At 48.1% G+C, this 22373-nt stretch carries 21 protein-coding genes and 1 pseudogene; 2 read left to right on the top strand and 20 right to left on the bottom strand.

Annotated elements, in window-relative coordinates:
• From AB4Z33_RS26865 to AB4Z33_RS26850, 4 genes are all read right to left on the bottom strand, one after another.
• Positions 1 to 564: Ger(x)C family spore germination protein (locus tag AB4Z33_RS26865; RefSeq protein WP_442052840.1), on the bottom strand; the 564-nt coding region annotated here is incomplete at its 3' end.
• Between the two features lie 14 nt (positions 565 to 578).
• On the bottom strand, positions 579 to 2156 hold the full coding sequence (locus AB4Z33_RS26860) for a spore germination protein (protein WP_442052839.1): 1578 nt from the start codon (positions 2154 to 2156) through the stop codon (positions 579 to 581).
• Positions 2157 to 2227: 71 nt separating this feature from the next.
• The gene (locus AB4Z33_RS26855) at positions 2228 to 2779 is read right to left on the bottom strand and encodes a DinB family protein (protein ID WP_442052838.1); all 552 of its coding nucleotides are present in this window, start codon (positions 2777 to 2779) and stop codon (positions 2228 to 2230) included.
• Positions 2780 to 2847: 68 nt separating this feature from the next.
• Positions 2848 to 3795, bottom strand: coding sequence for a helix-turn-helix transcriptional regulator (locus tag AB4Z33_RS26850; RefSeq protein WP_442052837.1), 948 nt, complete (start codon positions 3793 to 3795; stop codon positions 2848 to 2850).
• A gap of 166 nt (positions 3796 to 3961) precedes the next feature.
• Between AB4Z33_RS26850 and AB4Z33_RS26845 the strand changes: the two genes are divergently transcribed.
• Positions 3962 to 4165, top strand: coding sequence for an EamA family transporter (locus AB4Z33_RS26845; RefSeq protein WP_442052842.1), 204 nt, complete (start codon positions 3962 to 3964; stop codon positions 4163 to 4165).
• Between the two features lie 435 nt (positions 4166 to 4600).
• Here AB4Z33_RS26845 and AB4Z33_RS26840 read toward each other — a convergent pair whose 3' ends face one another.
• The 7 genes and pseudogenes from AB4Z33_RS26840 to AB4Z33_RS26810 all read right to left on the bottom strand — a co-directional run bounded on the left by AB4Z33_RS26840 (position 4601) and on the right by AB4Z33_RS26810 (position 12663).
• On the bottom strand, positions 4601 to 5101 hold the full coding sequence (locus AB4Z33_RS26840; protein ID WP_442052836.1) for a phosphotransferase: 501 nt from the start codon (positions 5099 to 5101) through the stop codon (positions 4601 to 4603).
• Between the two features lie 604 nt (positions 5102 to 5705).
• On the bottom strand, positions 5706 to 6110 hold the full coding sequence (locus AB4Z33_RS26835) for a VOC family protein (protein ID WP_442052835.1): 405 nt from the start codon (positions 6108 to 6110) through the stop codon (positions 5706 to 5708).
• 335 nt (positions 6111 to 6445) lie between these two features.
• A complete protein-coding gene (locus tag AB4Z33_RS26830) occupies positions 6446 to 7138 on the bottom strand; it encodes a hypothetical protein (RefSeq protein ID WP_442052834.1) in 693 nt (230 codons plus the stop codon).
• Positions 7131 to 7679 carry a sigma-70 family RNA polymerase sigma factor gene (locus AB4Z33_RS26825; protein WP_442052833.1) on the bottom strand — a complete coding sequence of 183 codons (549 nt, stop codon included), beginning with the start codon at positions 7677 to 7679 and terminating at the stop codon, positions 7131 to 7133. The genes AB4Z33_RS26830 and AB4Z33_RS26825 overlap by 8 nt, the downstream gene beginning before the upstream one ends.
• Positions 7680 to 7784: 105 nt before the next feature.
• A complete protein-coding gene (locus AB4Z33_RS26820) occupies positions 7785 to 9824 on the bottom strand; it encodes a Na+/H+ antiporter (RefSeq protein WP_442052832.1) in 2040 nt (679 codons plus the stop codon).
• 185 nt (positions 9825 to 10009) lie between these two features.
• A pseudogene (locus AB4Z33_RS26815) lies at positions 10010 to 12061 on the bottom strand (ATP-binding cassette domain-containing protein).
• Positions 12062 to 12108: 47 nt separating this feature from the next.
• Complete coding sequence (locus tag AB4Z33_RS26810) at positions 12109 to 12663, bottom strand: dihydrofolate reductase family protein (RefSeq protein WP_442052831.1); 555 nt, start codon at positions 12661 to 12663, stop codon at positions 12109 to 12111.
• 118 nt (positions 12664 to 12781) lie between these two features.
• Here AB4Z33_RS26810 and AB4Z33_RS26805 point away from each other — a divergent pair, with 118 nt between their 5' ends.
• Positions 12782 to 13687 (top strand): helix-turn-helix transcriptional regulator, encoded by a 906-nt coding sequence (locus AB4Z33_RS26805; RefSeq protein ID WP_442052830.1) that lies wholly within the window; start codon positions 12782 to 12784, stop codon positions 13685 to 13687.
• 87 nt (positions 13688 to 13774) lie between these two features.
• On the opposite strand, the gene AB4Z33_RS26800 is transcribed toward AB4Z33_RS26805, so the two are convergent.
• From AB4Z33_RS26800 to AB4Z33_RS26760, 9 genes are all read right to left on the bottom strand, one after another.
• Positions 13775 to 14233, bottom strand: a complete 459-nt coding sequence (locus tag AB4Z33_RS26800; RefSeq protein ID WP_442052841.1) for a DUF2269 family protein — start codon at positions 14231 to 14233, stop codon at positions 13775 to 13777.
• A 14-nt stretch (positions 14234 to 14247) separates the two neighbouring features.
• Positions 14248 to 14976 carry an NAD(P)-dependent oxidoreductase gene (locus AB4Z33_RS26795; protein ID WP_442052829.1) on the bottom strand — a complete coding sequence of 243 codons (729 nt, stop codon included), beginning with the start codon at positions 14974 to 14976 and terminating at the stop codon, positions 14248 to 14250.
• A 201-nt stretch (positions 14977 to 15177) separates the two neighbouring features.
• Positions 15178 to 15510, bottom strand: coding sequence for a winged helix-turn-helix transcriptional regulator (locus AB4Z33_RS26790; RefSeq protein WP_442052828.1), 333 nt, complete (start codon positions 15508 to 15510; stop codon positions 15178 to 15180).
• A 129-nt stretch (positions 15511 to 15639) separates the two neighbouring features.
• Positions 15640 to 16338 carry a hypothetical protein gene (locus AB4Z33_RS26785; protein WP_442052827.1) on the bottom strand — a complete coding sequence of 233 codons (699 nt, stop codon included), beginning with the start codon at positions 16336 to 16338 and terminating at the stop codon, positions 15640 to 15642.
• Between the two features lie 50 nt (positions 16339 to 16388).
• On the bottom strand, positions 16389 to 17132 hold the full coding sequence (locus AB4Z33_RS26780; protein ID WP_442052826.1) for a hypothetical protein: 744 nt from the start codon (positions 17130 to 17132) through the stop codon (positions 16389 to 16391).
• Between the two features lie 542 nt (positions 17133 to 17674).
• Entirely contained in the window at positions 17675 to 18292 is a 618-nt protein-coding gene (locus AB4Z33_RS26775; protein ID WP_442052825.1) for an SGNH/GDSL hydrolase family protein, read from the bottom strand.
• 11 nt (positions 18293 to 18303) lie between these two features.
• Positions 18304 to 20235: an FAD-dependent oxidoreductase gene (locus AB4Z33_RS26770; protein WP_442052824.1), complete on the bottom strand. Its 1932-nt coding sequence runs from the start codon at positions 20233 to 20235 to the stop codon at positions 18304 to 18306.
• 25 nt (positions 20236 to 20260) lie between these two features.
• Complete coding sequence (locus AB4Z33_RS26765; RefSeq protein WP_442052823.1) at positions 20261 to 21586, bottom strand: carbohydrate ABC transporter permease; 1326 nt, start codon at positions 21584 to 21586, stop codon at positions 20261 to 20263.
• A 5-nt stretch (positions 21587 to 21591) separates the two neighbouring features.
• The coding region (locus AB4Z33_RS26760) for a carbohydrate ABC transporter permease (RefSeq protein WP_442052822.1) at positions 21592 to 22373 on the bottom strand (782 nt) is incomplete at its 5' end.

Below are 22373 nucleotides of genomic sequence, written 5' to 3'. Positions count from 1 at the left end.
CGCGCTCTTCAATTGCATGACTAAATCAAGGAGCGAGGTATCGATCGTCTTGGCTGAATTGCGGTAGGACGATTCCTCGGTACGAAGAAATTGCTGAGCGGTCGTTTGCTCGATGAGCGGCTTTTTCTCGAACATTTTCGAAGCTCTCCCCCGTGCAATCATCAAGCTGACGCTGCTGCGCGGCTCATGGTCCCGTAAAAACAGGTCGAGTATTTTACTCACATCCGCACTTCTTGCCAAAGCCTCTCCAACGATGATGACGCGCATGTGGCTCCATTGCGCCTTCCTCCCTAAGTGGATCGGAATATCGCGTATTGATTCCATGACGGTATCGTCAGTCGTCTTAACGTTGATGCTAAGCGGCGATGTCGTCGTTGTTTTTCCGGATTCGGAAGAGAGCGGACGATAGATCTGGGTCAGCATCTCGATATCCCCCTCTTCTCCGAGATCGAGTGCTACGCCCATAACGAAGCCTCGCTCCGTAAGCTCGTATTTGCTCCAGCAGCCGGATAGGAGCGGAACGCAGACGATGAAAAGTACAAACGCACGTCCAAGCTTTCTCATACGGTTCCTTTCCATTACGGCTTCTGATTATGCAAGTTGCGGGGTTTTCGAAGCATCTTCTTAAGCGGAGCGCGCAGCACGACGTCGCGCAACTCGGAGAGCCGGAGCGGCGCAAGCGGCGCCAAATACGGTTGGCCGAGCGTGCGCAGCTTGCTTAGATGAAGCAGGATGATGATGAAACAGACCATCATGCCGAACCCGCCCAATAACGTTGCGCTGACCATCAAGGGAAACCGCAGTATACGAAGCGCAATCGCAATGCCGTACTGCGGGATGGAGAACGATGCTATACCCGTTAGAGCTACCACGATGACCATGATCGGCGATGCGATTCCGGCGCTTATGGCCGCGTCCCCGATTACGAGCGCTCCTACGATGCTTACCGCGGAACCTATGGGACGGGGCAAACGAACCCCTGCCTCGCGCATGAGCTCGAAAAAAAATTCCATGAGCAAAGCCTCGAAGAAAGCCGGAAGCGGAATTCCCTCCCTGGCATTCAGCACCGCGAGCAGGAGAACCGTCGGAATAAGCTCGGGATGATAAGTCGACAGCGCAATATAAATGCTTGGCAGTGAGAGCGCAATAATAAAGGCTAATATGCGCAGCCAGCGCACCAAGGTGGAAATAACGGTCCGCTGGTAATAATCTTCGCTCGACTGAAAAAACTCGGTAAATAGACCGGGACATAACAGCATGCCTCCCGTGCCTTGGACAAGAACGATGATCTTACCGTCCAAGAGTCCGGCGACCGCCATATCGGTTCTTTCTGTATATCGATGCTGCGGGAACGGCGAGAATGTCGAGTCCTCGATAAGCTGCTCGATATAAGACGTTTCTAAAATTTCTACATCCCGGATCCGTTCCATCCTCGTTTTGAATTCTTTCAACAGTTCGCCGTCGACTGTTCCTTCAATATATCCGTACGCGACCGTTGTCTTTGTATCGCCGCCGCCCGACATTAAAACGATTTTGAACTTCGGAGTCTTCAGACGGAGCCGAAGCAAACCTAAGTTTTTTTGCAAATTTTCGACCGTGCTCTCTCTTGGCCCTTGCACGACCGATTCGTTGACGGGTTCAATCACCTGCCGCGTCTCGACGGACTCCGCTTTATAATTTAACCCGTGATCCCATCCATCGAAAATAATAATGAGCCGACCGCTCGATATGGCATCGACGACTGCCTCCATATCGTTTATGAGCTCGGCTTTTTTCTCGGATACGCCTTGCTGCCCAAAAAAATATTGTATGTCGTGCAGGGTTACGTTCATTCCAGGCCCGATTTCGTGCGTCGTCAAATCCTGGAGGGACAGCTTCATATAGTTGATCGTATCTTCCTGCACGAGCGAATTATAGTAGACGGAGCATGCCCTCTCCCCCAAACCCGGCCCATAGCTCCAGTGCTTGAAATTAATGTCCGAGCTGTCCCGAAACACATCCTCCAGAAAACGCAGATTATCTTGGAGAGAGTGCGAGACGGGAATGGCGGGATGCTTAAGATTCGTACTTCCCATCGTACTGTCGCTCGGGATGCCGGAAGCTTGAGGCGAGCTTTGCTGTGCATTGGTATCGCTGTTTCCGCTGTTGCTCTCCATGATCGTATCACCCGGCCCGCATGTGCTTTTATGGTTCGATTACCAGTATTGCCCTTACCCATATGCACTATTCAGTTCGGTCGAATGACCACGTTTACGCAGCAACGCAACCGCTCCAACTGCAATAGATGATGCCTGTAATGCATTTCTACCAGCAAAAACCACTCTGTAGCGTTTAACGCGCCGAAACCTGGATGAAGAATTCTATTCCCTTCGGGCGCCTGACTCAAAGCGATTTCAGTACGTTTCATCCGTTCCACTACGCCACGAAGTCCTTCCATCAACTGCTCCTTACTATCCGGCTGCTGCGGTGTGTACTGCGGCGAAGCCGGGACTCGTATCCGAATGGGCGGAAAGCTTCCAAGCTCGAACGCGGCTCTCCCATTCTCTGTTTTTTCCCCCGTGTTCCCCAGTACAGCCTCACTTCCGTTTAAACATTGGTCAACATTACGCAGATGCATGAATTGAGCCGACTGAATCAAATGCATATACATTTGCCCAATTGACCATTCCTCCTCGTTAGGCTTTGCAAGTAATTGCTCCATAGTGAGGTTTTCCAGTTCAACTAAATATCCTCCAACCGTCACTTCAAACGCCTGCAATGCTTCCGCTGTACTTCTCATTTAAACAACACTCCTCATTCATCTTGGGTATAACCCCAGTATAAAAAAACGCTACTGACAACAGCATGTCAGTAGCGTTTAAAAATTTTTTCTGCCTCTTCCCGAATCCGGCAACGTAATGACTCTGGTTCCAGAACCTCGACGTCTCCTCCCCAGCTGAGGATAAGGTGCAACAGTTCCTCCGGCGTTCGAACGCGAAAATGGAACCAGACTCCGTCAGTCCGCTCTTCGACCGCTTCCGTATAAAAGTTAGCGGTTTCGGAAATTTTATCGGCCATTTCTGGATTGGCTCGAACCAGTACGCGTTCGTTGCGGTCGTCCGGCGGACGGTAATGGCTTAAGTTAAAGCCATGCGGCATTGCAAAGTGTTTATCCAGAACGACTAGCTCAGTCATTCGCGACAAGCGGAAATGGCGGATATCCTGCCGCAGGTCGCAGTGCCCGATTAAAATCCAATAACCTTCAACGAGCGACAGTCCGTACGGAGCGACCTCACGCATACTCTTTCGATTGCCGTCCGTCTCCGGCATATTTTTCTGGTATGAAATCCTTAGTTTTCGCCGTTCCAAAATCGCGCGCCGTGCTTGTCCGAGATAGTCTTTTTCCCTCAAGCCGGTTACCGATTCGCTAGCTTGAAGAAGCCTCATGGTTTCCCGAACGCGCATCGACTCACCGCGCACTGCTTCGGGTAAAATGGCTTCAATTTTGTGCCGAGCCGCCTTAGCTATATTTCCATAATCACCATCCAACCGCTGCTCAATAAAATCTGTACCCATGAGCAGGGTTACCGCCTCTTCAGCCGAAAACCCGATTGGTGGAAGAAAATACCCCTCCATAAGGGAATAACCCTGTCCGGGGGCTCCCAATATTGGAATCCCCATTTCGCTCAGGGCTTGAATATCTCTATAGATTGTCCGCACGCTCGTCTCAAATAAAGCAGCCATATCTTCTGCTCTCAGTATCTTGCTCCGTTGCAGTTCCAGCATTATGGCGAGCTGCCGGTCGGTTTTGTTCATTTTCGTTTCCCCCCGCTGAGCCATCATCCAGGTTCATCTTTATTTATTCTAACACAGTAAGCTACCCAACTATTAAATTGGAACTATCCTGTCAGCGAAATGAAGGGCTACCGCATTGGCAGCCCTTTCTCTGTTCCACTAGCGTCTCCCGTTAGTTAAGCGAGATATATTCTTTCTGCTTCTCGGATCGGGCGAAGCTGGCAAAGTCGGTTCGTTTAATTTTCTAGTCCCTCTCATTGCGATCGTGACCAGTGTCCTTTTCTTGGGTGAAACGATCACTTCCAAACTGGTGGCGGGACTCGTACTAATTATCGCAGGCATTGCATTGGTGAACCTCAAACTGAAACTTCTGCATAAGGAGAAAGAATGACACATGGGAAATTAAGGAAAAAACATGCATTGCGGCCCCGTCCCTCTCAATGATACCGGAAGGCATGTAGAGTGTATCTCTATCCTGCATGACGCTGCTCCTACTGGCTTTTTTGACATTCCACGTTCACCCTATGCGATTTAAACGGAATCAAGGCAACCCATTAAATGGGCTGCCTTGAATTTTAAGTTCTATTTTTTACGCATCAGCTGCGTAAAGACTAAATACGTATTACCTCAAATTCAAAAGGTTCATCACACGAGTAAATTTCATGAAAAAACCCCTTATAAGGGATATCGTCTTCCATGCATTTTATGAGATACGACAGCTCCTCGTCACATTCTGGTTCCTTGCCAATATTGTGCATTCCCTCGAATGCGTCAACAATATTTTCCATAAGAGTTACTTGGATAAATAAGGGCAACCGCTCCAGCATCAAACCTTCGATCTTGGTCTCGGATCTGTATCCCTCGAGGACTGTTTCAAAATAATCGTCCATGAACTTTTACGCTTACCGGCGTCTGGTTCAAATTGAATCCAGCCCGCTCCTTGTGTCCAGAGATCTGCCAAATCATACATATACCAACAGTAGCATGAATTATCGAAATCATATACGGTGATTTGCCCGGTGTCATAATTTATCGAATAATTCCCGTCGTTAAAATCAAAATGGATCACACCGAAAATATCCTTGTTCCTGTCCAATCCTTCTAAGGTTTGAAGGAGTTCTATCAGCTTCTCCTTCAGCAGAGGCAATGAGTTGGGGATCACTTTATCAATAAATCCGGCACTGTATTTATCAAAAAAAACTATACCTGCGGTGGACAGGCGTATACCCTTTAGATATTTGATGCAGTTTCCCCAGGACTTTACCGCAATTATAATAGTATTCGGTAATTGGGGCTCCTTCTCGGTACTGATAATGATTTTCCGCAAGCATTTTTCCCTTGGCTTTTATAAAAAGGCAGATAAAAAAAGTATGATTTTTATGGTTAATCTCTTCCAGCAGATTTCCCTTTCGAGAACTGACTACGTCCGAGACACTTCCACCATGCTCGAATAAATATCTGACATACTCAACTTCACCAAGAAATTGTTCCCGATTCCTGTCAGGTAAGAAAGCGATTCTGAGTATTTTGGCGTCAGCGCCTGCTTTCACACAGGTAAAAACGACATTGCGCCCTCCCTTGTGTGCCGGAATTAGTTGGATTTCGTAGTCTTCTAATCCGTAAAACTCTGATACTAATGGTAGTAAATATTCATCACTTATTTTAACAGTCTCGATATAATTTATAATATCTCCTCCAGTTCATATTCTTGCAACTCATCCTACATTGACATTACCACAAGAGGAAATTCAAAAATGAAAAGTCCATCTGTGGACTTAAATGTTAACTACCTTGTTTAACATTAATACATCACTACTTTGAGCATATTTTACCTAAAAATGACACTCAAATTATAGGGAAACTTTCTATATAATAAAATTCAACTCTTTAAAAGGTATTTGCGTTTTCTTGGCATTTAAATTGCAACTGCTCTATTGAAAATGAAGTACCTGCGCAATCTCCCACACATGCCCGTCAGGATCGGCAAAACAAGCCGTCCGCCGCCCCCAGGGACGCGTTATCGGACCATTCAATAACTTAACGCCACGCACTTCCAGTTCATCGCATACCCGGTCAACATCCGACACTTGGATCGTGAATTGAAACCGCGCGCCATCTCCGTGGTGACCAACCTGCGCCGGCTCAATCAATTCGCGGGCATTCGATTGATTTAACAGATTGATGCTTGTGTTGCCATAATCGAACACCGCGCAGTTTGCATCTTCATATATGACAGCAAGTTTGAACGTCTCTTGGTAGAATGCCTTCGACCGATGCAAATCTTCCACAAACAATGTGATTTCTGTAATTTTGTTTTCCCAGTCAGTTGTCGCCATTCGCATTCGACCCCATTTTCATTTTTTTGCAATCCTGTTTAAATCATTTTGCCCTTCTCCAGCCTTCTCTTCGCCCTGATTTTACCATTTAATGTAGGAGTAAAGTAAATTTATTTTAAGTTAGTCACGTATCTAAGTTAATCTGCCTGCCGTAACTCAGCACGGTGGCCCGCTCGTTATTTCTAAACAATCGGTATGTCCGTGGGAATAGGATAAGGTTCTTGTCATTATCCCATAAAAAAAGCCGCGATTTACGCGGCAATTAATGAAATATGTTCTCGTCGTCCGATAGTAATTCTGTTCCTAGACATCATTCGAGTTAAAGCTTTTCTCACTTAAAGCGATGCCGATAACGCCATCTTCTGCGCTTCATCTCCTGTAATTGACCCGGTTATGCCAAAATGGACATCTTCCATCGTCCAGAACAATTCAGTCATGTTTGACTGTTCGAATACGAATCCGTCCGCTTCGCCCACTTTCGTCTTCGTAAATAGTTCGGCCGGATAGACGGACTCCATGCGGCTGGCCATGAACGTCACTGTATGTTCGCCCGATGTATACGTAAAAATGATATCTCTAGCTGGTTGATCCGGCATTCCCACCGCTGCCATGTCTGTTAAGGTGTACCCTTTCGGTACAAAAGACGGCAGCAGCAAGACATCTCCGAAAGATGCCTTTGCTTCTTCGATCGAACCTAGCGTCGTTGTCGTCAATTGGCTCAACTCTGAACCGGCGATGCCTCCGTTCGTCAGTGGCGGAGACACATTCTCCGTCGTATTATCCACAGGCGCCGGAACGCTCGGTGTACCTAACAGCGGGATGGCCACAACGATTGAGACCGCTGCTGCCAATCCAACCGCCGCTACCTTCCATGATTTCGCAAGCTTCGATTTACGCCCTGCCTTCTCAGCGACCGCTTCTTGACGAATCTTCCGTTTCAGTTGCTCGCTCATCTCCATATTCGAAAATAACATTTCATCCGACTCCTTTCTAAACTGTTGACGCAGATTATGATCCCTATCATTCATGAATGATTCCCTCCTTACCGATCTCTCGGGCGAGCATTTCTCGCGCCCGATGCAGTCTGTTGCGTACTGTCCCTTCCGGCGTGCTAATGGCTTCTGATATCTCCCGCGTATTGAGGTCCGCATAGTAATACAAGTACAACGCTTCCTGATACGGTAACGGTAGTTGAAGCACATACTGCAGCACTTCGCTCTTCCTCAGCCGTTCAAGCGCCTCATCTTCCACGCTGATCGTTCGGCCGAGTGCGAGCTTACCTGGCTCGGTCGGCTGCTCCGTGAACATACGAACGCTCATTTTGTCGCGGCATACGTTGACCGTGATCGTCATCAGCCACGTCTTGACGGCGCTGTCGCCGCGGAAGGCGTTCCACTTTCGGTACGCGCGCAGGAAGACCTCCTGGCTAATATCCTCGGAAAGATGAGCATCCCCCGTATAGAAAAACGCGGTCCGTATGACAATTGTGCCGAATTCGTTCATGAGTTGCTCCAGTGCTTGCGCGGGGTCTTTCGCAAAATCATCCTTATGTCGACTGCCGGTCGGCATCACGTGATCACCACCTTCACCTTATTAGACGGTCCAAGTGCGAAATCCGCTGCACATATAGTCACGGTAAGTTAAAAGTCTAATTCGAATTCGTTCGAATTTGCTTTATTCCGCATGCTCATAAAGGGTTGCGCTCTCGATGTAATTAATCATTCTTCTTAAATCTTTGACTTGCTCTTTACTGATCTCTCCGTTCTCGTACATGCGGCGAATCTCCGACCTTTCCACATCCATCACAATGATCCGCAGCTCCTCTTTCTGTGCTTCTACGGCAGCATTAAATTGTTCAGGACCTTTAAGCTTATCGATTACCCGTTTATAGTCGAAAATGACGGTATTATATACGACGTCGCCAACCTCATGCTCCCTCGCTTTTTCTTCCAGTTTCGCCAGAGCTGCATTTGAAGCTTTGAGGAGGATTTCTTTCCCCGCTAGACGTTGGGCGATTCGCGCCTTGCCCTTGCCGGCTTTGCGGCGTCTGGCGCTCGAACGTTTCCAGTCCCGTAATTCATTTCGTACGAGTATTCCAAATCGGGATCTATCATTTCGAGACAGTGACTCTTCGCGCATTTCGAAGGCTCTCGCGAAAAATTCGAATAACTCTTCATCCATCTCTCCTGATTCCATGGCCTCCTCCATGTATTTTTTCTCAGCTTTTAATGCCATTAATCGAACTTTTACTAATTTTTGTACAAACTCATTGTTTTCTTTCTCCTTCGAGCTCATTTCAACATTGGTTTGTTTGAACGACTCTCTAAGCTCGTCCATCAATTGATATGCAGCAGCTTCATTTTCTTCGTTCATTTCCGTACGAACCTTTTTCATTGCTGCAAGCAGCAGCTTACTCTTAGCTATATTTATGTCCAAATGATTAGCCGACTCCCCTTCAGGCGTTTCTCCCTTGCTAAGTAGAGGCAAAAACAAAGTAGCTGCAATTAAAGTGAACAATATAACGCCGGCAGCCAAGAAGAGGATGAGTGAACGCTCTGGGAACGCATCGCCTCTCTCGATCAGCAACGGTATGGATAACACCCCGGCCATGGTCACAGCTCCACGAACGCCAGTCAAGCTGACCATAAGCGTCATTTTAACCGTTGGTTTAGCCATTTCTTTATCTCTTTTAAATCGATACTCATAATGGGAGAACAAGTACGACCAGACGAATCGTATTGTCAATATCGCTATCCCGATCGCCAAAACATAACCGACTGCAAGAGTATTATGTATGTTTGGATTCTCGACAGTTGACCGTATAGACGGAGGAATGATCAAGCCGAGCAATAGGAATACCGTTCCGTTCAGGATAAAGGATACCGTGGTCCATATATTTTCCGTTAACACCTGCTCCTCCGCTTGCAAAGGTTCCGCTTTCTCTCTAAGCAGTGAGTAAACAATTCCACCTACAACGACTGCAATGACCCCGGAAGCATGGAACCACTCTTCTGCAATGATGTAGATAAGGAATGGCGTCAATAGTTGAAGCAGCGAATGCAGGGTAACGTCACTGATCCCTTTTTTGCGCAAGCTATAACGGATCCATGTCATTAGCAGGCTGAGTACGAGCCCGAGGAAAGCACCCGCGACAAACATATACGTAAAGTCAAATATAGCTTCTTTCAGTGAAAAATACCCCGTGACAACCGCGGCTACCGCATAATTGAATGCTACAAGCCCGGAGGCATCGTTGATCAGCGATTCTCCTCGTACGAGATTCAATACGTTTTCCGGGAGATGAATACGCTTTGCGATACCGTTAACCGCGACCGGGTCTGTTGGTGACAGAATGGCGGCTAAGGCGAAGGCCGCTGCAATGGGAATGTCAGGGATGATCCAATGAATAAAGTAGCCGCCGCAGATCGTTGTAAGCAGAACGAGAATGATCGCATTACCGAAAATCGGAGCTCGCATTTTCCACAGTTCATCTCTTGGGAAGTATCTGCCGTCGTTGTACAATAGCGGAGCAACAAAAAGAAGCAAGAACCACTCGGTTTCGATCTCTAGATGGAATTCCTTAAATAGGAGAGCAATGCCGACCCCAATAGCGATCTGTGTTAAAGCGGTAGGTATTAAAGGCACATAGTGGCTTATAATGTTCGAAATGACTAAACATACGAGCAGCAATATGATGGTCATTAATAATTCCATTAAGAGTCCCCTCTTTCTTATCCAGATAAACTGAACTAATCATACCTTCTAATTTTAAACTTAATATTAATAAATAAACCTAGTAGTTTTCCTCCAACCTGCCATTCTTTTCTCTAAAGTAGGTAAAAAAAGAAGGTCGACCGTAAATGGCCGACCTTCTTCCCCCCTCGTTGCAACGTCCCCCGTCAGGAAGATGCTCCCTGTCCGGTTACTGCCTTGCGCAAATATTCCCCTGTTATCGAATGCTCGGCATCTGCAAGTTGGACAGGAGTGCCTTCGAATACAATTCGGCCCCCCCCGGTGGCCTCCCTCGGGACCCATGTCAATAATCCAATCCGCGCTCTTAATCACGTCATGGTTGTGCTCGATAAATACCACCGTGTTGCCTCCGTCGATCAAGCGGTTCATAATGTCCATCAGACGAGTGATATCGGACATATGCAGTCCGGTTGTCGGTTCGTCCATTACATTGAGACTACCTACCTTGTTAAGTTCTCCCGCCAGTTTGATGCGTTGGCATTCCCCGCCCGACAAGGTGCTCAGAGGCTGGCCCAACGTTACGTACCCGAGTCCCACATCCTCAAGCGTCCGTATTTGACGGAGCAGTTCCTTCCCGCTGAAGAACGCCGAAGCTTCCCGGACCGTCATAGCGAGGACGTCGCTGATTGATTTTCCGTTCAATTTATACTGCAGCACTTCATCGCTGAACCGCTTGCCCGCGCATATTTCACATGTCGTCCTTATTGGCTCGAGAAAGGCCAAATCCGTGTATATCATACCGATACCCTGACAGTTGGAGCAGGCTCCCTTGGAGTTGAAGCTGAACAACGATGCGCTAACCTTGTTGGCGGCTGCGAACAGCCGCCGGATCTCGTCCATCATCCCTGTATAAGTGGCCGTATTGGAGCGGGTGGATGTTCCCACTGCTGACTGGTCGATGACAATCGACTCTGGGTGCGATGGTAGAAATGCTCCGTTAATTAACGTACTTTTGCCCGAGCCGGCTACACCGGTTACCACGGTCAGCACACCGACGGGTATATCGACTGTCACGTCCTTCAGATTGTGTAAGCTTGCGCCGGTTACGGTCATCCAACCCTTGGGCACCCTGGTTGAAGTTTTAAAGGGCAGGCTTTGCTTTAAGTACCGTCCTGTCAAGGTATCCGCTCGGAGTAAACCCGCAAAGTTACCTTCATAGACGATTTCACCGCCGCGGGTTCCCGCATGAGGTCCGACATCGATGATGTAATCGGCGATCTCCATGACCTCGCGGTCATGTTCGACGACGAGAACGGTATTCCCTTTGTCCCGGAGCTGGAGCAGCATGCCGTTCAGACGATGGACATCCCGCGGATGCAGCCCGACGCACGGCTCGTCGAAAATGTAGATCATGTCGGTAAGACTGCTGCTCAGATGACGGACCATCTTGATGCGCTGCGATTCCCCGCCCGACAAAGTTGCGGTCTGTCTGTCCAGACTCAAATATTCCAGCCCGATAGATACCAGATGGTTCAGGCGGGTTACAGGCGGGTAAGCTTGTTCAGCAGACCTTCGTAATCCGATTCAATATCGCCGCCTTTGGTGTGGTATACGATCTTGCTTTCTTTGCCGTGGAGGAGGGTATCCCATTCTGCAGGTGTATAGTCGGCGAGCCGCTTGTTGTTTTCGAATAAGCCGGAATGAGTATACGTATTCAAGTACCAGCTTCCTACTTTAAATGCGGGGAACAGAATTGCGCCTTCATTCAGCGATTTGAACCTGTCAAGCAGCTTGTCCACTTCGAACTGCACCACCTTTCCGACTCCGGAGCATTCTGGGCACATGCCGGCCGGGTCGTTAAATGAGAACACATGCGAATTGCCGGCAAATGGTTTACCGATTCTGGAGAATAGCAACCGGACCATTGCATAAATATCTGTGATCGTGCCGACCGTAGAACGGGAGTTGCCACCGAGCCTTTTCTGATCGATTACGACTGCGGTAGACAAGTTCTCGATGAGATCCGTATCCGGCTGACTAAACCGGGGCAGCCGATTGCGGATGAATGCGGAAAACGTCTCGTTAAGCTGCCGTTGAGCTTCGGCGCTGATGGTGTCGAAGACCAGGGAAGATTTGCCTGATCCCGAGACGCCGGTGAAGATCGTGATTTTTCGCTTCGGGATGCGGACATTTACGTTTTTTAGGTTATTTTCGCGAGCTCCCTTTATTACGATATCATTGACGTTCAGAGACTCCACCTCCGATTTCTATTTTCTTTGTTCGACACTTGGAACGTGGAATAGTATTACTTCCTATCCAAATGATAAATGAGTTGTACAACGCCTGAGGAGAACGTTCTTGTATGAACCATTTTTAAATTCAACCTCTGTTTTATATCCACAAACAGCGGTTTCCCTTCTCCCAATACAACAGGGTGAACAGATAATCTAAATTCATCAACAACTCCTAAATTAATAAAAGTTGTAATAAGACTTGCTCCGCCATATAACCAGATGTCTTTACCCGGCTTATTCTTTAATGCATTTACTTCTTCAAGAATACAATCATTTATGAATATTGCTTTCTTATCAGTCCCTATTTGCGTCCTGGAAAACACATATTTCTCTTTACTATGAATCAATTCCCAAAATTCTTTTTCAGAAGCCTCATGTTCAATTTCCGGAGTATATTGTCCCCATAAATCATAGCTTTTTCTTCCATATAAAATGGTATCAATTTGATTTAAAAAATGATTAAACCCCAGCTCAGCGTCCATAATGCACCAATCGACTTCACCATTTTTCCCTTCAATAAAGCCATCTAAAGTAACCGCTAAATCCAAAATTATTCTTCTTTTCATGATTTGTTGCTCCTTTCGTGATTTCGATTCGCTCGAACACTTCTCATACCCATTGTCCCCGCCATCCTGTATGTTACAATATAATTATGACAAAACTTGACGTAATTAGGAGGGTGAAATGAACGAGCGGAGATTAACCATGATGCGGATCATCGACTCCCGAAAAAAGTTTACGGCTCGCGAGCTGGCAGAACGCTTTAACGTTTCGGTTCGGACCATCCAGCGCGACCTGGATTACCTGCAGCAAATCGGTTTTCCACTTTACAGCGAACAAGGTGCCCATGGCGGATACCGTGCGCTGGAGAACCGCATCCTGCCGCCGTTGCAGCTGACTCGGAGCGAGGCGCTCGGCTTGTTTCTGATGCTTGAAATACTGGAAAAGGTGCCCGATTTCCCGTTTGACGCGATTCGCTCTCACCTAGCCGTACAGTATTACGGAAGCTTGCCTTCCGATGTACAGACGAACATCGATCAGATGCGCAGCCACATTTCCTTCCGAATGATGCAGCTATATGAACCTGCACCTTGGACGACGGAAATTTTGGAGGCGGCGATCTCCAAGGAGGAAATCCGAATCGCTTATAGGTCAGCCAACGGGGAAAAGGAGCACAACTTGTACCCCTTCGGCATATATTTCGAAAACGGCTATTGGTACATGCCTGCTCGTAAAGAGGACAAGGTGCTCCTCTTTCGGGTTGATCGGGTTCAACACGTGGAGAGGACTGGCCCGGTTGATCTCGAAGTTCCGTCCCTCGCTGAGTGGATGCAGAATTCCGATAATCGTGAGACAGCCGAAGTGGCACTTCGGTTTACCTCTTTTGGTGCGCGCCTCGCCAAGGACGACCCCTTTTTCTATACGGTAACGGACGGTCATTGGAGTGGCCCGGTTCCACTGGAAGAGTTTCCGTTTACGACCCGGAGACTGATAAGCTTCGGCCCCGATGTACAGGTCCTATCCCCGCCCCGGCTGAGAGATATGGTACTCCAGCTTCTGCGAGACAGCATAGATCAGTACAAGGAATAGGTAAAAACCACTCTCAACATGGGAGTGGTTTACTGTATGGATCCTGTTATCGTTCATCATGTGGTCAAGTAGCACTCATCGTCATCATTAAAATGGCTTAACAACCATAAGTACCAATATGACAATCATCAGCAGCTGTGCTACCGTCTCGATTGGTACGATCTTTTTAAACAGCAGTCCGAACTCGGCGGGTAATTCATTACCCTGATCTTGACTTTCAGAGATCATCTTGATGATCTTTTTCATACGCGGTTCAATCATTCCGTCAATCAGGACGATCATAAGCAGCGATAAAAGGATGGATACATTCAGCCACATTTGGGATAAACCCATTTTGGTTATGATCATAAGCCAAACCCCGGTTAAAATAAGGACGGTTCCGCCAATCTTAGGTATTATGGCAAGCTTGGTCGTTATACCAAAAACAAAGCGCAGCTGGCTGACGGTTCTAGCGGATCTTCGAATGATGGGCAACACGAAAGCGGGTCCCATTATGGCGATCGAAGCCAATATATGCAAAACGAGCAGTAATCCAAACAAACTAATTAACCCCCTTCTCCTCAATGCACCGTATTATTGCTTTGATAGGCTAGACCAACCCTTTTTCTTTTAAACGCTCCTCCAAGCTCAATATGGTCCAGCATACATATTGCGACATCGTCATAAGTTACATCCAGCTCTTGAAGTCGGCTGAACAAGTGACCGGCTATATCTGCTTCGGAATATTCCTTGATCGTCTCCGGAATCGGAACGGGCAAGATTTCCGTTGTTACATGTAGATGAACCGGCTCTGGATGCTCTCTCGCATCAATCATAGTTCCCGGACACATAATGGACCAATCGAGCCCTGTCTTCTGCAGCCTTTCGAAATTCCGGTTGTGATTTCTATATTCAGGCGGGAAGCCAGGTAGATTGTTGCCGATAAAATCGGTATACGGAATATCCAGAAGGCCGGCTCCTCCCATTATCCATACCCGCCCAGAGAAACTAGGTTGGAATTCACATTGGCTTATAATGTTATCGACGATACGAACAAACTCTTCTCCCTGGCCCGCATGGCCGGCTGCAATAATAGCGGCGTCATGATACGCGAGCGCCTCTCCGACGATGACCGGGTCCATAATATCGTCCACGATCACCTTCACATGCTTTACGGAATGATTACCAAGCTGATCATAAAGCTTCTTAGAATTTCGTACAAATGCGGTCATTTCATGCCCCATTTTTATCCCTTGTGCCAGCACTCTTTTCCCGGTATTCCCCGTCGCTCCAAAAACAATAATTTTCATTGTTCTTTCCTCCTCTTTCATGTCCCCACTATTTGGTTAACTCAAGCTTAGCATCGCTCCCAAATGATGTTAAGAACCCACTTTAAAGTAGGGTACTTACTTAAAAGTAAGCATGACAACAAAAGCTGCCCGGAATCCCGTGGCAGCTTTTGTTTTGAGTTGATTGAATTCTAATTCGTGTGCAATTTCATTGATACTCTTTTATGACGCTGACTCTTCATACTTCCGCTTATTATGATTTTCTCCCCAAGCACACATGACTTCTGCTACAGGAATCAATGTTTTGCCGTATTCACTAAGAGAATATTCTACTTTTGGAGGGATAGAAGGGTAGACCGTTCTATCGACTATGCCTTCTCGTTCCAAATCTCGGAGATGTTGTGAAAGCATCTTTTGCGAAACATCAGGTATAAGCTTTTCCAGATCGTTGAATCGTTTTTTGGATTCAATCAAATGCCATAAAATCATTGGCTTCCATTTGCCGCTTAAAACATGTATGAGTGTCTCAACTGGACATTCGAGCTGATGAATCATTGATAAATCATCCCCTTACTTTTAAGTAAGTGCATTAACTAAAAATTAACATAGCAAAATTTTATAAGAGTTATACAATCAAGTCAATCATTGAAATCAAAACAAAAAAGCCGCGATAATCGCGGACTTTTAATTAGGAGCAATAACCTCTCCGCTAAGATGTATCTCAGTGATAACCGGATTAGTAAAATTCGTTATAGGTACAGGCGGGGCATCAAAGCCGACGCCAAAGCCTGATGGTGGTCCAGCTGCCGCAGTTAAAAAGTAGTTCGTTGTTGGCCCTGCCGCTCCCGTATCGGTGACGTTAAATGTCGATGTGAAAAATCCTTGTATCTGGGTTGTACCCGTGCCCACCAAATTAATTTCCGTTACGGTACCGCCATCTACGATTGTACCGACTAACGTACCTGTAATTGCCGCATCGCGGTAAAAGCTGAAGCGCATCACTTGGCTTGCAACCGCTAATTGGGGAGCAGACCCGCTTTCGAACATATAACTCCATCCGATGGTCGCGTTAAGCGCGATCCGGCTGTCTCCATTAACCCCGCTTACCGTTAAAAATTCGGCCGACACTTGTACTTCAGGCCCAATCGTAGCAGGCGCTACCGGCAGTCCGACAGTCGTGATGACCGGTCCGCCGGCTACCATTGGATTCGGAATTTCGACAAAGTTGTAGGAGGTCAGCAGCCCGCTCCCTGCTGGACCGGGAACTCCTTGTGGACCTACCGGTCCAGCGGGGCCGCTTGGGCCAACCGGGCCAGTAAGTCCTCTTGGTCCTCGGCGGACAATGACTTTGACTTTACGTTTGCAGCATTTTCTGGTTAGCACCCTTCTCTTATGCCTTGGAGCACAATGCACGATTTACACCTCCAGATTGATTAGACCGCATTAGATCCGATAACCTTTCCGCTAAAATGAATTTCACTGATATTGATATTCATAAATTCATTGATAGCCGTTGGACCACCTTCATCCAGATCAAAACTAAACCCGGAAGATGAACCTGCAGCTGCCGTTAGATAATAGTTTACCGTGTTGCCTGTAAATCCCGAATCTGTGCAAGTGAATGAGGCTGTGAATGTCCCCGTGACGAGCATTGTCTCGTCGCCTTCAACGTTGATTTGTGTGACGCTGCCTGCATTTAAGACTTGGCATATGCGCTGACCTGTCAAAGGCGCATTGCGAAATAAACTAAACTGTATTCTTTGCGTTCCAATGGCCACCTCCGGTGCGGGGAGCGTAACGAAGGAAAAACTCCATACAACGGTTGCCGTCAAAGCAATTCTGCTGCTCGCTTCTATACCACGAAGCTCCACAAATTGATTACTGACTTGCACCTCAGGCCCTGTTGTCGCTGGCGCGATTGGCGGTGAAAGCACGACAATCGCAGGGCCGCCTGCTGTCATCGGATTGGGGATTTGAACAAAATCATAGTAAGTCAGCAGTCCGGGTACCGGAACTCCCGGCGGCCCTTGTGGTCCTGCCGGCCCCTGCTGTCCCATTGCTCCTGCAAATCCGAGTCTCCCTCTTGGGGCAACTACTTTTATTTGCAAATCGTCACGGCATGGATTAAAACTCATAATTTGCAATTTCTCTCCGCGACTAATAGACTCGAGAACCAATACCTACACCTCCCGATACAGATGCCTTATCATATGTTTTTGCAACTAAGACGTGTTAGACAGATAACTAGTTTCATAGACGAAGATCCTGGTTTAACCATAATATTTCTGATCCTAATCATGCGAAAAACGATCACTTCCAGTTGTCGATATTAGCAGAAACGCTGCGTTTTGCTCGCCGACTACTTCGCCCAATTACTCTAGGAGCGCTCGCTTACTTCTCAGTTAAGAGTAACGGACAAAATAGCCGCTTTAAACTAACAATATACGGTTACCGAGTCACTAATGGACAAAAGCGACGCTAAGACGGCATATAGTACCGTTTTGATTCGTTAAGTGCCTGTAACGGTTCGTGATGTCCATTAGCAAATAGACAGAGCATTAAATGATCGCTAAACGTTCGTAGTGTCCATTAGAATAGAATATTCGTTATTAGAGTGAAAGGCGGAGTCTTCCTATAGAATAAGAGGATGTCCTTTTGGGACACCCTCATCTTATACAAATGCATTTATTGTACTTCTATGCTAATCTTCATTTGCCGATCAAATTCGCTCTAGGAAAGGGATGGCCAGTTCTGCAATCCGCCGAAAGCCTGCCTCGTTGGGATGAAGACGATCATGAGTGAAATAATCCGAAGTTAACCGGGTAATTCCGCTTTCAGCATACAAGTCAAGCACAGGTAAGGCATAATAGGCCCCGATATGGCGAACCGCATCGACGTAATCCCAGAGTCGAAAGCCCGCACTGTTTATAAAGGTTGTATCATACCCGTCCTTATCCCGCTGAAGCGGGGTCCACAAATTCAGACGGGTGTCGGGCCTGCGCGTTAACAGCTCCTCGATCAATGTCGCGTAGGCGCCACAAAACGTATGAATGTCCCGCTCTTCCATGTTCCCCAGCGGCTTATCGAGCCTGAAATCGTTGGTTCCCGCAAAAATCGTAATACAGTCAGGCATTTCCTGTAAGGATCGGCCCGCATAGACGGTCGCCCCGTAGTCGCGGTCTCCACCAGCCGACATCGGACAACCGCTGACAGCGAGATTTACCATATTCCCAAAACCGACTTTGGCACACACCAACGGTTGATAACCATTAGCCGCGCTGATGCTTTCTCCAAGAGTGGCCCAGCTTTTTCCTAACCATCTACCGGATTCTCTCAAATGAATACTCCTTATCCGCTAACTTGCTGAACCTCACGAATGAGTTTATAAAGGCGGTACATGAATGTTCCTCTAGTGACGCTAGACTCGTGGTTAAGCTTCTTATCCGGGTCCTCCCCGGCGGAGATGCCAAGCACTCTTGAAGCAACTCTTATCCATTGAACCATCATAGCCCATGTTAATAGCGTTCGGTCACGCCAGTAATCCCGTGGGTCTGCTTCCTCCATGGGCAGTCTTGGCCCCATATCCATTCCGACAGGAATGAGGCGGTCCGTCGCCGGAAGTACGGGCAAGACGCGGCATCCGGATAAGGTGCGTACCCACGAGATAAGCTTAGATGCCTCGGATAGAGGCATCGGATCGTCCAATGCGGCTGCATAACTAGTGTAGAACCCCTTCGTTCCAAAGTATTCCGCTGCCCGCCTCGAAGGATGATCCCAAGCCGCATCTTCAAAGTAGGTAATACGCTGCTCTCTGTCAAGCAAGCTGATCTGTAAGGCATCGATCGGCACATGTCGCACTTCCGTGCCTCTTGTAATCGCAAGGTCTGCAGCTATGCCTGCCGCAAAGCCGAGCTGCATCCAGCATGGCTCCATCCGAATGGTTCCGAAGCCCATATGCGTTGCCGATACGGCGACTGGGACAAGCAAGCCGTCAATTTCTTGCGGGACGATAACACCGAATGGAATCTGATAGATCTCCGAAAGCCAATTGAGACCGAGAAACCCCTCAAGCGCTTTATTTTGACCTTCCGGCTCGCGTTTTTTCACCGCATGAGAATCTATGGGGTAATCCCCGATAGCGATGCTGTCGAACTGAATCGGCGCACGCTCCAAGCCTGGAGCAAGCCTTGCATCATTTTCCGTAAAAGTATATTCTCCCTGAATCCGTCTGGCCTCACGCACATAAAGTTGCGGGGGAAAATTATCGTAATCGGTAAACTCGTCTGCCGCATAACCCCAGCTTTGCGCATCTTTGCGAAATGGCTCCGGCAGCTCCTCATCGTGCTGAATAAACCAAAGCAGCCCTTGAATATATTGAATCTGACGCTTGGCGAATTGCTCCCTCGTCTCGCGATCTCCATCGACATATACCGTATTTTCCTCCGGGAGGTCTGTCGAACACATGCAATAATGGTGGTTATTGCAGTCTGTCTTGCCGTTAGGAACGGTCAGAATATTGATCACATCGCGAATGGACTTGACGCGTTGCTCAGCAACATCGGTTGCTAGCGAGGAGTAGTCTTCGCGCTCATACCTTTGAGGCTTAGTAATCGCAATGAAATTATCCTGGTTTTGGGTTAGACATAATCGGTAATTATAGGCTTGTATCCGGTCATCCCCCTCGCCTGTGCTGCCGGGATAAACTTCCTTGGACTCGTCGAAGTTCATGTACAGCTTTCCGGCATATTCTTCGTTCCATTCATCCCGGGATTCACGTCCCAGTCGATATGGTACACCTGCCATCTCAGCTAGATCACCCTCGTAAGTCCCGTCCACGAACACATTGCCTTCGATCTCCCATTCCTCTGCATCCGATTGTACTCGTATGCCCAGCAAGCGGTTGCCTTCTACTCGGACTCCCTTCAGCTCCGCGCTCATGTGGATCTGAAGAAGATTTTCCTTGCTTGTCATCTCCTGCAGGATGCGCTTAGCGACTGCAGGTTCAAAAAATAATCCCTTATTGCATTCCTTGACCTGATCGGATTGTTCGCCGTATCGTTCAAGATAATACACATGCACACGATCGGCAAATTCACGGAATACGGCACCGAATGCATCATGGGAAAGAATATCGGTTCTTCCTAACCCGCTTGTCAGCATTCCGCCTAGATGATCCGTCGGTTCCAGGAGCAATGTCCGCCGACCCTGTCTCGCCGCTCCGAGCGCTGCGCCGATTCCGCCTGGTGTCGCTCCGTATATGACAACCTCGTAGCTTCTCATTTACCTCTGCTCCTTCATGTGATTATTAGCCCTTAATTCCTGTGAAATTAATCCCTTTCTCAACGTAACGTTGCGTGGAAATGAACAAGATCAATAGAGGGATCAGAGAGAGAATGCCGCTCGCGCTGATCAGGTTAGGCCGTACGATCGTATTCCGGTCTGTCGTCTGCTGCATATCGTTCATCGCGACCGGGAACGTCCAATGCTCCGGCGATTTCGTTACAATATAAGGCCACATGAATTCATTCCATACGGGCACGAAGGTCATGACCCCCACAATGGTGAACACAGGGATCGACATTGGTATGACAATCCGCAGGAAAATACTGAATTCCGTCGCCCCGTCGATCCGTGCCGCCTGCAGCAATTCCTTGGGCAGTTGATCGAAGAAACCCTTGAACAAGAAGATCACGAAGCCCCATGCGAAATGCGGCAGAATAATGGCCCACAAGGAGTCGCTCAGATGCAAGTTTTTAATCAGAATATATTGAGGAATCAGGATCGATACCCCCGGAATCATAATCGTCGCCAGGAAGAACATCAATAGCGTGAATCTCAGACGGCTGCTGCGGATGAGTTGGGACAAGGCGTAGCTGCCGATACCTGCGAAGATCAATTGCCAAAGGATGACGGTGAACGTGACGGTTCCGCTGTTAATAAAGTATCGGTAGAACCCAAGATCGCCCGCTTTCCCGAACGCTATCTGCTGTAAGCTTGCGAAGCTGTCGAACAGTCTCAGCGAATTACGGGAATGCTCGATGCTTGTTATTTTCCCGGCTAACACGTCATGGGATAAGAAAAAATCGCCATAGAGCTTCGCCACCTCATGATCAGAGGAAAGGGCCTGCGCCTTGGCCGGCTTGCTATCCGATCCATACCATACGAAGTCGCTCAGCTTCCTCTCCGCAATGGTTGCCAGCTTCAGCTTCATCACCTTGTCGTTGACGATGCGAGTAGGAACGATGGACATCTGGCCCACATAGAATTGAGCCGAAGTGGTCTTGGCCCGGAACAGCTTCTTGCCGTCCTTCGTCCCCTTCACGATAATCTCGCCGATATTGTTGCGAATTAATGACGCCCATGGGAACCAGATCGCCTCCATCGCTTCTTTCTTGTAGAAGAGCTCCTCCTCGCTGTCGACGCCCGTGAAATCTAACGTGACGGTAATGGAATGAGGCACGTCCGGAAGAAATTTTGGCGTAGCAGATTGAATCGACTCGTTGTCCATGATGGAAGTGAGGAACAGCCACACGAGAGGCAGCGTGCCGAACACGAGGAAAAAGATCGTCACGACATAGGCGGTGACAGTGAGTCCCTTCTCGCCTTTCTCTGAGATGCGGTTAGGTTTCATGCGAATCAGTTCTCCTCCCTCTGCAGCTTGAATTGAATGACCGTCAGCACGGCAATGACAAGAAACATGAAGAATGATAGCGCTGCCGACATGCCGAAGTTCGATTGCTCGAAGGCGGAACGCTGGATAAGCAAGGACACGACCAACGAAGCATCCGCAGGACCGCCTCTCGTAAGAATGAAGATATTATCGAACGCGAGCAGCGCACCGGACATAAACGAGATGAACTGGATTAGGATGACGAAGCGAATGTTCGGAAGCACGAGGAACATAATACGGCGCCATGGGCCGCAGCCGTCGATCTTGGCCGATTCGAATAATTCCGAAGGGATCGACTTGATCGCGGCGTAGTATAGCAACACTCCAATTCCGCCGCTAGCAAAGAACCCTGGCAGCACAATTGCGAATTTAGTCATAGCGATATCGTTCAGCCAGCCGTAGGGCCCGAGGCCGATTTTGCCCAGCAAGTAATTGAACAGCCCGCTATCGGGGTTGTACATCCACTTCCACAGCAGCGCGCCTGCCACGACCGGCAGAATGCTCGGAATCTGATACAGCACCCGATACACCGCGTTCGCCTTGCGAATCTCGCTAAGGAAAAGCGATTGAACGATCGGAACCCAGAACGTTAACGCGACGGACAACAGGAAGATGATAAAAGTGTTCTTCAACGCAAGCCAGAACGTCGATGTCTTCAAGAAGACGAAGTAATTTTCTAACCCTACGAACTTGCCGGGCGGATTTACGATATCGTAGTTAAATAGACTGATTTGAACGGCCGAGAAGC

The sequence above is a fragment of the Paenibacillus sp. 2TAB19 genome (genome assembly GCF_052115185.1).
Taxonomy (GTDB): domain Bacteria; phylum Bacillota; class Bacilli; order Paenibacillales; family Paenibacillaceae; genus Pristimantibacillus.
The sequence above is the reverse complement of the archived record's forward strand: the minus strand, read 5'-3'. Positions and strand labels throughout refer to the sequence as shown.